General features: G+C 62.2%; 9 protein-coding genes, 2 tRNA genes and 1 pseudogene. 6 read left to right on the top strand and 6 right to left on the bottom strand.

The genetic code is table 11. From position 1 onward, the window contains the following. Window positions 1-13: 13 nt before the first annotated feature. The gene (gene rlmB / locus FSO04_RS19160) at window positions 14-757 is read right to left on the bottom strand and encodes a 23S rRNA (guanosine(2251)-2'-O)-methyltransferase RlmB (RefSeq protein ID WP_063496380.1); all 744 of its coding nucleotides are present in this window, start codon (window positions 755-757) and stop codon (window positions 14-16) included. Between the two features lie 182 nt (window positions 758-939). Then, a complete protein-coding gene (rnr, locus tag FSO04_RS19165) occupies window positions 940-3,456 on the bottom strand; it encodes a ribonuclease R (protein WP_154561403.1) in 2,517 nt (838 codons plus the stop codon). Window positions 3,457-3,760: 304 nt separating this feature from the next. Here rnr and FSO04_RS19170 point away from each other — a divergent pair. The 6 genes and pseudogenes from FSO04_RS19170 to FSO04_RS19190 all read left to right on the top strand — a co-directional run bounded on the left by FSO04_RS19170 (window position 3,761) and on the right by FSO04_RS19190 (window position 7,541). Beyond that, window positions 3,761-3,847, top strand: a tRNA-Leu gene (locus FSO04_RS19170). A 261-nt stretch (window positions 3,848-4,108) separates the two neighbouring features. Beyond that, window positions 4,109-4,195, top strand: a tRNA-Leu gene (locus FSO04_RS19175). Window positions 4,196-4,506: 311 nt separating this feature from the next. Beyond that, window positions 4,507-5,187 (top strand): annotated as a pseudogene (locus FSO04_RS46895) (tyrosine-type recombinase/integrase); the annotation flags it as partial. Window positions 5,188-5,199: 12 nt separating this feature from the next. Beyond that, window positions 5,200-5,601 (top strand): transcriptional regulator TrmB, encoded by a 402-nt coding sequence (locus FSO04_RS46900; protein ID WP_233464909.1) that lies wholly within the window; start codon window positions 5,200-5,202, stop codon window positions 5,599-5,601. 527 nt (window positions 5,602-6,128) lie between these two features. After that, window positions 6,129-6,890 carry a bestrophin-like domain gene (locus tag FSO04_RS19185; protein ID WP_168435744.1) on the top strand — a complete coding sequence of 254 codons (762 nt, stop codon included), beginning with the start codon at window positions 6,129-6,131 and terminating at the stop codon, window positions 6,888-6,890. A gap of 297 nt (window positions 6,891-7,187) precedes the next feature. After that, complete coding sequence (locus tag FSO04_RS19190) at window positions 7,188-7,541, top strand: putative quinol monooxygenase (protein ID WP_154561407.1); 354 nt, start codon at window positions 7,188-7,190, stop codon at window positions 7,539-7,541. A gap of 298 nt (window positions 7,542-7,839) precedes the next feature. On the opposite strand, the gene FSO04_RS19195 is transcribed toward FSO04_RS19190, so the two are convergent. From FSO04_RS19195 to FSO04_RS19210, 4 genes are all read right to left on the bottom strand, one after another. Then, window positions 7,840-9,345 (bottom strand): alginate export family protein, encoded by a 1,506-nt coding sequence (locus FSO04_RS19195; RefSeq protein WP_154561409.1) that lies wholly within the window; start codon window positions 9,343-9,345, stop codon window positions 7,840-7,842. Window positions 9,346-9,411: 66 nt separating this feature from the next. Continuing rightward, window positions 9,412-10,326 carry a VOC family protein gene (locus FSO04_RS19200; protein WP_154561411.1) on the bottom strand — a complete coding sequence of 305 codons (915 nt, stop codon included), beginning with the start codon at window positions 10,324-10,326 and terminating at the stop codon, window positions 9,412-9,414. Window positions 10,327-10,366: 40 nt separating this feature from the next. After that, window positions 10,367-10,813: a DoxX family protein gene (locus FSO04_RS19205; RefSeq protein ID WP_174825299.1), complete on the bottom strand. Its 447-nt coding sequence runs from the start codon at window positions 10,811-10,813 to the stop codon at window positions 10,367-10,369. A 1-nt stretch (window position 10,814) separates the two neighbouring features. Next, window positions 10,815-12,716 (bottom strand): amidohydrolase, encoded by a 1,902-nt coding sequence (locus FSO04_RS19210; RefSeq protein WP_154561415.1) that lies wholly within the window; start codon window positions 12,714-12,716, stop codon window positions 10,815-10,817. Window positions 12,717-12,729: the final 13 nt, after the last annotated feature.

Raw genomic sequence — 12,729 nt, forward strand, 5'->3', positions numbered from 1 at the left:
AGTTTACCGGAGTTTACTTCTTCACCGACCGCTGGCGCACGGCTTCAAACAGACACACGCCACTCGCCACGGACACATTCAGGCTTTCGACCGTACCCGCCATCGGAATCTGCATGACCACGTCGCAGGTATCGCGCGTGAGGCGGCGCATGCCCTCGCCTTCGGCACCCATCACCAGTGCGACCGGACCGTCGAGCTCGGTCTCGTAGAGGCTCTTGGTGGCCTCGCCGGCGGTACCGACTACCCACACGCCCGCGTCCTTCAACTCACGCAGCGCGCGCGCCAGATTCGTGACGGTGATGTACGGCACGGTGTCGGCTGCGCCGCTCGCCACCTTCGCTGCCGTCGCGTTCAAGCCCACCGCGCGGTCACGCGGCGCGATCACCGCATGCGCGCCGGCCGCATCGGCCACCCGCAGGCAGGCGCCAAGGTTGTGCGGATCCGTCACGCCGTCCAGCACGAGAATCAACGGCGAACCGTTGATGCCGTCGAGCAGTTCGGCCAGATTCTGCGCGAGCGGCATATCGCCCGCACGCGCCACCACGCCCTGGTGCCGCTCGGTATGCGAGAGGCCCCACAGACGCGTTTCGTCGGCGGCGATCAGACGCACGCCGGCTTCTTTCGCCGCGTGCAGGAACTCGGTCATGCGACGGTCTTTGCGCGTGGCGTCGTAGTAAACCTCTTCGACCGTCGACGCATCGTGCCGCATACGTGCGGTCACTGCGTGGAAACCGTATAGAACCTTGAGACGTGACATGACTGACAAACCTTTGATTGAGCGCGCTTTGAAAGCGCGCTGCTGTGATGAATGCGAACCTGCTTGCTGTGTTGCTTGAGTCGCTGCTTCGGTAACTGACTTCTTTGCGATGAAACGAAGACCGCGCGCAACCGGTACGTTTCAACGTACCCGATGCGCGCGGTTCAAGCCTTCATACGACTTCAGCGCTTCTTGCGGGCCTGCAGTTTCGAGGCCGACTTGGCCGGCGCGCCGCCGTGTTTCTTCGCCGCGCCGCGTGCCGCGCGCGCTTCCTTGACGGCCGCGGTTTGCGCGGGCGCGGCCTTCTTGCGTCGGCCGCCCGGCGCTGCCGCGCCACCCGCACCGCCATCCACCGGCGGCAACGAACGCACGCGTGCGCCGCCGCTTTCGCCGGATGTCTTGTCGGCGAGCGCCGGACGACTCGCCGGCGGCTTGATCGGCGTGTCGCGCACGAGGCGGAAGTCGATCTTGCGCGCATCGAGATCGACGCGGCTCACCTGCACCCGCACCCGATCCGACAGGCGATAACGAATCCCGGTACGCTCGCCGCGCAACTCGTTCTTGATCTCGTCGTACTGGAAGTAGTCCGAACCCAGTTCGGTGACGTGCACGAGGCCTTCGATAAAGAGCGAGTCGAGTTGCACGAAAATGCCGAACGACGTCACGCCGTTCACCATGCCGCCGTACTCTTCACCGAGCTTGTCACGCATGAAGTAGCACTTGAGCCAGGCTTCCACGTCGCGCGATGCTTCATCTGCACGGCGTTCGTTCGCCGAGCAATGCAGACCGAGTTCTTCCCAGATCGCCACGTCTTTCGACTTGTTGCGAGCGCCGTGTTTTTCCTCGTCGGCCTGCTGCATCGCGCGGGCGCGCGGCGACAGCGCCGTGTTCAACTCGACGCCTTGCGGCGGTTCCGGCTGATACTTGCGGCCTTGCAGAATCGCGTAGATCGCGCGGTGCGTGAGCAGGTCGGGATAGCGGCGAATCGGGCTCGTGAAGTGCGCATACGCCTCGTACGCGAGACCGAAGTGGCCGATGTTGTCGGGACTGTAGACAGCCTGTTGCATCGAGCGCAGCAGCATGGTCTGCAACATCTGCGCGTCCGGCCGCTCGCGGATCTGCGCCATCAGCGCGGCGTAATCACTGGCGTGCGGCTTGTCGCCGCCGGCAAGCGTGAGGCCCATGCCGCGCAGGAAGGTGCGCAGATTCTCGAGCTTCTCGGCGGTCGGCCCGGCGTGCACACGGAACAGACCCGGGTGTTTGTTGCGCTTGAGGAAGTCGGCCGCGCACACGTTCGCGGCCAGCATGCATTCCTCGATCAGCTTGTGTGCGTCGTTGCGGGTGCGCGGAATGATCTGTTCGATCTTGCCCTGCGCATTGCAAACGATGTACGTCTCGGTCGTATCGAAGTCGATCGCGCCGCGCTTCTGGCGTGCGGCGAACAGCGACTTGTAGACGCCATACAGATTCTGCAGTTGCGGCAGCAAGGCGGCGCGACGGGCGGCCTCCGGGCCCTTGGTGTTTTTCAGCACCGCGGCCACTTCCGTATAGGTCAGCCGCGCCGCCGAGTGCATCACGCCCGGATAGAACTGATACGCCTTCACTTCGCCGCGCGCGGTGACGATCATGTCGCACACCAGCACGCAACGGTCGACGTTCGGGTTCAGCGAGCACAAACCGTTCGACAGCTTTTCCGGCAGCATCGGAATCACGCGGCGCGGGAAGTACACCGAGGTGCTGCGTTCCAACGCATCCGCGTCGAGACCGCTCTTCGGATGCACGTAATGCGAGACGTCCGCGATCGCGACGATCAGGCGGAAGCCTTCGCCACGACCGACCTGAACCGGCTCGCAATAGACCGCGTCGTCGAAGTCGCGGGCATCTTCACCGTCGATCGTGACGAGCGGCACGTCGCGCAGGTCGATGCGATGACGCGCGTCGACCGGCCGGACTTCATCGGGGAGCCTCGCGGCTTCGTCGAGCGCGGACTGGCTGAATTCGTGCGGCACCCCGTACTTGCGCACCGCGATTTCGATTTCCATGCCGGGGTCGTCGATATCGCCGAGCACTTCCACCACGCGGCCGAGCGGCTGCGAGTGGCGGCTCGGGAAATCGGTGAGCTCGACCACCACCACCTGGCCGACCTTGGCCTTCTTGGTGTTCTGCGCGATCAGGATGTCATGACCGATGCGCTTGTCTTCAGGCGCGACGATCAGCGCGCCGTTCTCGTTGAGCAGGCGCCCGATCACGCGCTTGTTGGCGCGGTCCGTGACTTCGACGATATGCCCTTCCGGCCTGCCACGACGGTCATAGCCGACAATGCGCGCGAGCACGCGATCGTTGTGCATGACCTTCTGCATTTCGCCGGTGGGCAAGAACAGATCGTCCTGACCGTCGTCGCGAATGAGAAAACCGTAGCCGTCACGATGGCCCTGCACGCGGCCCGCGACGAAGTTCGACGGATGGGTGAGCTGGTAGAGATTGCGCTGATCGAGCCGGATCTGGCCGTCGCGCTCCATGGCGCCTAGGCGCTTGAAAAATCCTTCGCGCTCCTGGCGCTTGATCGACAGGGCTTCGGCGATGTCGTTCGCGGCAAGCGGCGCTTCACTCGTGCGCAGGACGCCCAGGATTTCTTCGCGGCTCGGGATCGGATACGGGAATTTGCTCAAGGGCTTGTCGATGATTTTTTCTCGTTGCATGGACGTCGGTCGGCGATGTGGCTGGGCTTAAGAGGCGCTTGGGTTGCGCTTAAGTTGCACTTGCGATTGCACTGGAATGACTGCTCGGGTCCGGCTCGTTCAAGTCTGAGTCCGACGGGCGTGTGCACCGTGCCAACGAACTACTGCGAGGCATTCTAACACCCGTCTTGTGCGCCAAGCGGCCCGTCAATAGTCGCTGTGAGGCGCATGCAGGCTCGCTGCGGCGATGTTTAAGCGACTTTTGAGAAACGCTTGACAGCCCTGAATCTGTCGCTATAATGGCGTTCTTTGCTGTTCATCACCTGCCCAGGTGGCGAAATTGGTAGACGCACTAGGTTCAGGTCCTAGCGGTGGCAACACTGTGGAGGTTCGAGTCCTCTCTTGGGCACCAGATTCAAAAGTAAAGCCGCCTGATGTTTCACATCGGCGGCTTTACTTTTTGTGTGAGGTTATGTGGTCCGATTCCGGTTTTTCGATCGGATCATGTGGTTAGCAGGACGGTTGCGTCAACGCGAGTTGGCAGTGATTGGGCAGCGAAGTTTTGCTTCGCTGCACGGCACAACCGGGCGGTTGATGAAGCGATGGCCAGTTTGTATGTAGGGATTGACACGCTGCATCATCGCGCTAAAATAGCGGTCTAGCTTGAAGACGTGCCCAGGTGGCGGAATTGGTAGACGCACTAGGTTCAGGTCCTAGCGGTGGCAACACCGTGGAGGTTCGAGTCCTCTCCTGGGCACCAACAGTTGTTCCGGCTTAGTTGCAACTCAAGCCGAAGAAGTTCGAGAAACCCCGTAAGATCAAAGTCTTACGGGGTTTTTTGTTGTCTGCAGATCCCTTGCGATCCACTGACATCGACGATTTTTGCGTATACATTTGCGTATACACGGAGTCGAGATGTTAGGCCATGCCCAAACGCGTCGAACCGAACTCCGAAGTGGTATTTCGTTCGCCAATCCGCGCGAGCACCCCTATTTGCTCGCGGATGGGAATCGCTTGGCCTTGCGCATCTGGCCGGACGGGGGCAAAACCTGACTGCTCCGCTATCGACGGCTGAGTACGGGCAAGGAGAACTTCCTCAGCCTCGGTCCCTACCCCGATATCACACTCGCCGATGCGCGACGGTCGGCCACTGCCGCACGCAGTCTTGTACGCGAAGGCATCGATCCGGTCGAGCATCGCCGGGCCGAAGCCACCGGCCGCAAACGCGCGGCCGAAGGCGCCTTTCATCTCGTAGCTCAAAGCTGGCTCGACTTCAAACGTACGGAATGGGCCGACGAAACGTACCGCAAGGCGGAGTTTGTCGTTCGCGAATACCTGACTCCCGCGCTCCGCAACAAGCCCATCTCCACGCTTGCCACGCCAGAGGTCAAGCCCGTACTCGAAGCGATCGCCTCCCACGCACCTAACCTCGCGACCAAAGCACGGCAGTATGTCGGTGGCATCGTGACGTACGCCATCCAGAACGGACTGCGCGAAGATGGCGCCGCGTTGACACTCCGCGGTGTTGTGCCACGCCACAAGAAAGGCCATATACCAGCGATCACCAAGCCGGCGGACATAGGCCCACTCGCTCTGGCTATCGATGCCTACAGGTCGCCCATTATCCGCGCCGCCCTCAAGCTCACCATGCTGACCGGCCTTCGCCCCGGTGTGGTTGCGGCAGTGCCGTGGGACGAGATGAACCTCAAGACAGCCGAATGGCATGTCGCAGCCGAGCGGATGAAAATGCGGCACGATCACATCGTGCCATTGCCAAAGCAGGCGATCGCCGTCAGTAAAGAGTTGCGCGCGGTGATGTCTAACAGCGAGCTGTTTCAGACGCCGGGTTTTGAGGTCATCAGGGACGTCGCGGTGCGACGCATCCGTGCGGGTATCAATCTGCGCGTGATCCGCTCGGGCCCCGGCAATACGCGCGATCTGTGGCGATCGTCGAAGCGCGATCTCCGTGAACTCCGTTTCTCGCCCGCCGATTTCGAAGTGGGTATCACGACCTATCTCTACGACGACACCGTGGCCTTCATTTCATCGCGGGCCGAGCACTACGCGCTGTCCATTCAAAGCGCGGAGTTCTTTGCGTTCGAGTGCATTCTGTTCGAAGTGCTATGGAACACGAGCATGCCCGATCAGTCCGACAAACCCGCGTGAACCGCTTTCATTCGCTCGTCCAACCTGGCCTTGGCCAACACCGCAGCGGCTTCATCGAACGTTTACTACCCCGGCTACGTGACTGGAGCGACGACAGCCGCCCCTGCGCCCGCCCACATCAGTACGGCGTTTGCGACGAGCGCGGTTTACGCTGCACTCCCGGCTGGCTGTATATCGCCCAGCGTTCGGGGCGGCACATACTACCTGTACGGCAGTACGTGGTTTCAACCCGCCTACGGCGCGAATGGCGTTTACTATCGCGTGGTGCAAGTGCCTTGCGGAACGCCCAGAGTTGACTTGCTGCGCTCGCGTGGCGCAACCTTCGGAGTCAAATTGACGGCCGACTGGCGACGCTGCGCTTCGCACGGTATGGTGGGCGTTGCGGCCGGTAGCCTGTCCGCGTCGGGTCCAAGGTTCGCCTTCCAACATAACCGGAAAGAGTTAGGTTTGCTCGACCACCGCTGCCCTGCGTCCGTTTTGGATAACCATTGGCGCAGGGCTTACGACCAGAGACGGAGGATTGAACTGTGAGCGACTTCGTTATCGCGTTGATCGTGTTTGTATGTGTATTCGGCAGCGCGCTGCTTGGCTTGTACCTGCGTACCATGCTGCCGCAGCATCACCTTGGTGACGATTCAGTCGGTGTCGTAAAGCTGGCGACCGGCCTGATCGCGACGATGGCCGCGTTGGTGCTTGGCCTGCTGATCTCGTCGGCGAAAAGCTCATTCGATACAGTGAACAGTGAACTTGTGCACAATGCCGCCGGCGTCGTTCGCCTCGATCGCGTGCTGGCCCAATATGGACCTGAAACGCAGGAGGTCCGTGGCCTGATTAAGCAGAGCTACGGCACGTGGATCCAGACACTCGTTTCCCGCGACCCTGCGGAGGTGGCAGCGCTTGGCAGCGTCCAGGCGCTAAGAGGAATGGAGGGCCTTCAGCACAAGCTGAAAGAACTCTCGCCGCGTAATGCAGAGCAGCGTGAGCTGCAGACGAACGCCATCCAGATTGCCGATGAAGTGCTGGCCGTGCGCGGACTGGCACTGCTGCAAGCGGTGGGCTCACTCCCCATACCGCTGCTGGTAGCCCTGGTGTTGTGGCTATCCATCATTTTCGGCGCGTTTGGCATGCTCACCCCCGCCAACGCTACGGTCATTGCAGCATTGTTTATGAGCGCGTTATCCACTTCGGTGGCAATTTTCCTGATACTGGAAATGACCAAGCCGCTCGATGGACTGTTTACAGTCTCATTTGCCCCTCTGCGCGCCGCGCTCGCCATACTTGCTCAGTAGCGCTGATCGCCGGGCAGTGGTCGCTGTCGCGCTCAAACTTGTCGTCATTCTGCACAGGATGTGGATCGGCGGTTCCGGCTTACACGCCCACGTTGTTGAGCCGTCTGCCAGATTGCACATATACTGAAGTGACGCGCGGCCATGCGAATATTGGTTGCGCAGTTCTAGTGCCAGCGGGCCTGAGCGCGAGCATCGCGGCCGCTACTCTTATTGGAGTATGGTCCAATACCGCAGGTGGCAGTTGCGCCAATTGTCAGCGTCGCGTGAGCCTTGAGGTACCGTACCATGGAGGCAGAGATGCAGAGCGAACAGGTGTACTGGGTTTTCACCGTTACCGTCGATCAGATGGACAAGTTCAAGCCGCTAATACCAAAGCTTGTGGCCGCGACAGAGAAGGAGCCGGGCGCGCTGCAGTTTGAGCTCAACATCGCAGACGACCAGAAGACGGTTGACATCTTCGAACGCTACTCGGATTCGAAGGCGGCGCTGTTCCACCAAACGGAAAGCTTCGCCCCATTGTCGACGGAGTTCTTCGCTGTGGCCAAGCTCACTCGCTGGGTGATCTATGGCACGCCCTCGGACGAGTTCAAGAAGGCGAACGCCGACTTTCACCCGATTTATATGACGCGATCCGATGGTTTTGTCAGGTGACGGGATCGGCTCCTGAGCTTAAGGTCGCGAGTTTGGTAGTGGAAATCAAACTGGCCCGAGTTACGTTCGGCGCGCAGCGGTAGCAATATCTCTTTTCGGTCCCGGCCGTGCATACTTGCAACGGCCGACGACTGTTTTGGCCAAGAACGTGCAGGCCGGCATGACTGCACTAATGTCCGTTTCACTTCGGAAAAACACGGAAAAAAACATCATCGGGTTCCCGGAATACTGTACAGCAGATCGGGCTCGTCAACGGTCAGCTGCGGACTAGCCAGCTCACCCATTAAAATTGGGTGACCTACCACCCGTACTTGAGCTCAATGCCGGCGTAGTCAGCATTGCGCCCACCCGCCTGACGGATCGAGTTCCCCACCTGGAAGTGCACGGCTTCGATCGAACCAATGAGGTTCGCCGCAATCGTCCAGTCCGCGCGCAACTGCACATACATCCCCGTCCACAGGCTGCCTCTACCCGCCGTGCCCGGTACAGCCTGATTCGCCTGCTGATACACGGCGTCGCCGGTCGTCTCGCGCCACTGGAAGCCCAGCGCGCCGAGCAGCGCCAGATTGGTCGTCGGCTTGAGCGTAATGGATGGTTTGATATGAATGAGGTTCGAATAGCCCGTATAGCCCGCGAGCGTGAAGTAGTAGCCGTTCGGAAACAGCGTATTGAAGGTCTCGATTCTGCCGTCGTGCGGGTGCCGATCGCCTGAAGCCGCGTCGACCTGCACAGCAACTTGCGGCGACCAGGGCATGTCGAGCTTGTAGGCCGCGATCGAGCCCATCGCCCACGCGAATATCGTGCTGTTACCGACCGTTCCCGTCTGCAGCATCCCTTCGACATCCCAATTGAAACGACCACGTGTGCCGGAGTAGCGCAAATCCCAGACATCGCGGCGCTCGACGCCGCTTGCATCCAGGTACCGCGCGTTGCTGCGGTTATAGCGCGACCAGTAGCCGGACAGATCGCCCGGCCCTACCGACTGGCGCTCGAAACGCACGCCGCTGAACGTGAGGTCGCGATTCGATACGTCGTCGAACGCGGTTGCGTCGCGGTTCTGCACGGGTTGCGTCGCGTAGGCGATAAAGCGCCACTTCTGGTATTCGTAGTCAGCCCAGAGCGCGTCGTACGTCTGGCGCACGTTCGGGCCGTCACGCACGGAGATGAAACGCTGCAGGTCGAATGCCATCTCCTGGCGGCCGACACGAAACTTGAAGGTGCCGCCGCCGAGCGCGCCGGTGTAGGTGACAAACGCCTGTTCGAGATCGAGCGGGTTCTTGTCCACCGGGGTGACCACGTTCTTGCCCCACACGCGTGCATCCTCGATCTGCACGAAGAACTGCCAGTGCTCGCCGAGATGCGCATCGGCATGGACCTCGACGCGCTGGATCAGATACGTATCCGATTGCGTGCCGATGCCGAACAGCGGTGCGTTATTGCTTTCGACGCGCTCGCGCATATTCACGCCGAGCGACAGATACGATGCCGGGTCGCCGCCGAACGGAATGTACTTGAGGCCGTCGAGCGGTTCGCGCGGCACGCACGGATTCGCGAGCACCGACCAGTCTTCCTGCCAGCGGTTGAACATGACGACGGGCCGCTTTGCATTGCAGGTGCCTGCCGATGTGCTGCCGCTCGCAGGCGCTACCGTATCGGCGGCATCCGCCGCGAGGCTCATCCCGGTTGCGGGTTGCGCGACCGTATCCGCGAAGCTCGCGTCTGCACCCGTCAGCAGCAGACCCGCGAAGGTCAGGGCACTGGCGGCCTTTTCGAATCGACTCCCCCGCATTGCAGTCGACACCATGGTTCCCCTCGCCATTGTCCGCGTGGGCTTATGTCCGGCCACCGCTCCGACTACGAATGCAACGCGTCATTGCGCCGATTTCGCGTGAATCTCGGCGATATAGCCGCCCGGGAACTCGACGATCGCGGCGTCGCGCCCGTCCGAAGTAAACGGCGGCACGAGCACCTGCACGCTCGCGGCCTTCGCCTTCTCCAGCGTCGCGGCGAGATTCGGCACTTCGTAGCCGGTCACTTCCCGCCCAAACGGATAGGGCAGACGGCCATCAGTCACGAGCACGGTCATCTTGCCGAAGCCCGACTCGATACGAATGCGGCGATACGTGTCGTTCGGCCGGCCGATTTCGATACCGGGCGCGTTGCCCACATCGGACACCACCCGGCCGTGCGAGAACTTCACGAAAGCGTGAACCAGCTTGCGCATGTTTTGCGGCGACACATAGACACGGTTCTCGGGAATGGTCTGCAGCGCATCGTAGTGCGGCGCCTGGGTATGCCAGTAGAGCTGCATCTTAAGGCCGCCAGGCCACGAGATGATGGCGTCGCGGCCGATCGGATCGGGGAACGTGTCGACGATCACGTCGGCGCCGAGCGCGCGCGCGGACTTCATCGCCGCGTCCATGTTGGTCACGAGGTAGCCCGTGCGCTCCTCGCCGAAAGGATACGGAATGGGCGTCTTGAAGCCGAACACGGAGATCGTGCCCGACGGCGTAAACACGAGCTGCGACATCGTCTGGCTCGGCGTTGGCGTGACCTGGAATACGCCCTGCTTCGACTTGTTGCCGCCAAACGTCGCGACGAAGCTATCGGTGAAGCGATCGAAGTCTTCCGCCGCAACGTACACGTGCGTCGTATCGTACTGCGGACCGACGGCGACGTACGGCGGCAAGACGGCCGGTGTGGGTGGCGTCGCGAACGCAACCGGCGCGGCGACAAGACCGCTCGCGATCAGCACGGCGAGCAACGCAGAGCGAATCGTTTTCATGACGGAATTTCCTTGTTGTTTCATCGTTCTGTCTGATCAATCAGGTGCGGCTGCCGCCGGCCGCACCTTTCGTATCGCCGAGCATGGTCGCGAGCACAAGCGCCGCGATCAGTCCCAGATGCTCGAAAAAACTGTTGAGCGCCATGAAGCGCGCGGCGCCGGTCTGGTTCCAGAAGTCGTTGGCGACCAGCATGGCGACGACGGTCAGCACACCGAGGCCGCCCGCGCCAATCCACGTGAAGCGGCGAAATACGACGCATAGCGATCCGCCTATCTCGACCGCGACCGCCAGCGCTGCCCAGAGCGCGGGCGGGTGCAGGCCGAAATGCGCCTGCTCCGCGATTGCACTGTCGAAATGCAGCGCCTTGTTAAAGCCGCCGATCAGCCAGGCCGATACGAGCGCGAGGCGCACGAGCGGCCCGACCCATGCCTGCGCAAGCAGCGTGCGGACCCATGCCGGGTCGCTGCGGCCGGAGAATGCCGTCACGTCAGATGGCCCAGCAGGAGCAACCGAGCGCGCCCCAGAAGCCCTTCGCATCCGCGGTCGGCAACGCGCGGCCCCATGCGCGCGCGTGTGCGTGGCCGTGCACATTGCACGCGCTCGCGCATCCGCACATCGCCGCGGTGGCCGCGCGCTGAAGCGGCGCGCCTTCGCGCTGCTGACTTACATCCCCACGACCCCAGCCGCCAAAGCCGCCGTACTGCCGCACCGGCGACCAGTCCGGCATCGCGGCCGGAATCGGCGCATCGTGCTGCGAGAACGGGCCCGCGCCCCAGACAATCTTGCCTCCCACCACCGTGAGCAACGCGGTGGTGCCGGCGATGTCGTCCTCGGCGCATGCGAAAAAGTCGCGGTCCGGCACCATCAGGTCCGCGAGCTGGCCGACTGCGATGCGGCCTTTCCTGCCTTCTTCGTTCGAGAACCAGGTGACGTACTCGGTCCACATACGCAGGGCCGTCTCACGGTCGAGCAGGTTGCGCTGCGGATACATCCGCAGACCCGCGACCGTCTTGCCGGTCACCAGCCACGCAAGCGACACCCAAGGGTTGTACGACGCCACGCGCGTCGCATCGGTGCCGGCCGAGACCTTGATGCCCTTCTCCAGCATCTTCGCGACGGGCGGTGTGGCTTGCGCCGCCTCTGCGCCATAGCGCTCGACGAAGTACTCGCCCTGGTAAGCCATCCGGTGCTGCACCGCGATGCCGCCGCCGAGCGCCGCGATACGATCCATCGAACGCTCGGAGACGGTTTCCGCGTGATCGAAGAACCAGTTGAGGCCGGCGAGCGGAATGTCCTTGTCGACCTTCTCGAACACGTCGAGCGCGCGGCTGATGGTTTCGTCGTAGGTGGCGTGCAACCGCCACGGCCAGCGATTCTGCGCGAGCACGCGCACCACGCCTTCCAGTTCGCCCTCCATCTCGGGCGCCATGTCGGGTCGCGCCACGCGAAAGTCCTCGAAGTCGGCAGCCGAAAAGACCAGCATCTCGCCTGCGCCGTTGTGGCGGAAGTAATCCGTGCCGTCGTGATACCGGGACATGCTGGTCCAGTTCACAAAGTCTTCCTTCTCGGCCTTCGGCTTTTGCGTAAACAGGTTGTATGCGACTCGAACCGTCATCTCGCCCGCGTCGTGCAGCTTGCGGATGACTTCGTAATCCTCCGGGAAGTTCTGCGAGCCGCCGCCCGCATCGATCGCGCCGGTCACGCCAAGGCGGTTGAGTTCGCGCATGAAATGGCGCGTCGAGTTGTACTGGTACTCGGGCGGCAGCTTCGGTCCTTTGGCAAGCGTCGCGTAGAGAATCGATGCATTCGGATTCGCAAGCAGGAGGCCGGTGGGATTGCCCGCGCCATCGCGCAGGATCTTGCCTCCCGGCGGCTCCGGCGTGTCCTTCGTATAGCCGATCACACGCAGCGCGGCTGCGTTGAGCAGCGCTCGGTCGTACAAATGCAGGATGAACACGGGCGTATCGGGCGCCACCGCGTTGAGTTCCTCGATGCTCGGCAGGCGCTTCTCCTCGAACTGGTGCTCGGTAAAGCCGCCCACCACGCGCACCCATTGTGGCGCGGGTGTGATCGCGACCTGCTGCTTGAGCATTTCCATCGCCACGGCGAGCGAGCTCACGCCGTCCCAGCGCAGCTCCATGTTGTAGTTGAGGCCGCCGCGGATCAGATGCAGGTGATTGTCGATCAGGCCGGGCAGCGCGGGCCGGCCGCCCAGGTCGATGACCCGGGTCGAGCCGCCCGCGAGCGGCATCACATCGGCATCGCTGCCGACCGCGACGAAGCGGCCATCGGTCATTGCCACCGCGGTGGCGACCGGGTTCGAACGGTCCAGCGTCGTGAACCGTCCGTTATGCAGAATGAGATCGGGTTGGGTGCCGGTAGCGCTCATGTGCGTCTCCTCA

It is taken from the genome of Paraburkholderia madseniana (assembly GCF_009690905.1).
GTDB classification, from domain to species: Bacteria; Pseudomonadota; Gammaproteobacteria; order Burkholderiales; family Burkholderiaceae; genus Paraburkholderia; species Paraburkholderia madseniana.

Excerpts from the sequence above, each read along its gene's own strand:
- FSO04_RS19210 (WP_154561415.1), bottom strand. The coding sequence starts at position 12,716 with ATGAGCGCTACCGGCACCCAACCCGATCTCATTCTGCATAACGGACGG.
- rnr (WP_154561403.1), bottom strand. The coding sequence starts at position 3,456 with ATGCAACGAGAAAAAATCATCGACAAGCCCTTGAGCAAATTCCCGTAT.
- FSO04_RS19190 (WP_154561407.1), top strand. The coding sequence starts at position 7,188 with ATGCAGAGCGAACAGGTGTACTGGGTTTTCACCGTTACCGTCGATCAG.
- rlmB (WP_063496380.1), bottom strand. The coding sequence starts at position 757 with ATGTCACGTCTCAAGGTTCTATACGGTTTCCACGCAGTGACCGCACGT.
- FSO04_RS19195 (WP_154561409.1), bottom strand. The coding sequence starts at position 9,345 with ATGGTGTCGACTGCAATGCGGGGGAGTCGATTCGAAAAGGCCGCCAGT.
- FSO04_RS19200 (WP_154561411.1), bottom strand. The coding sequence starts at position 10,326 with ATGAAAACGATTCGCTCTGCGTTGCTCGCCGTGCTGATCGCGAGCGGT.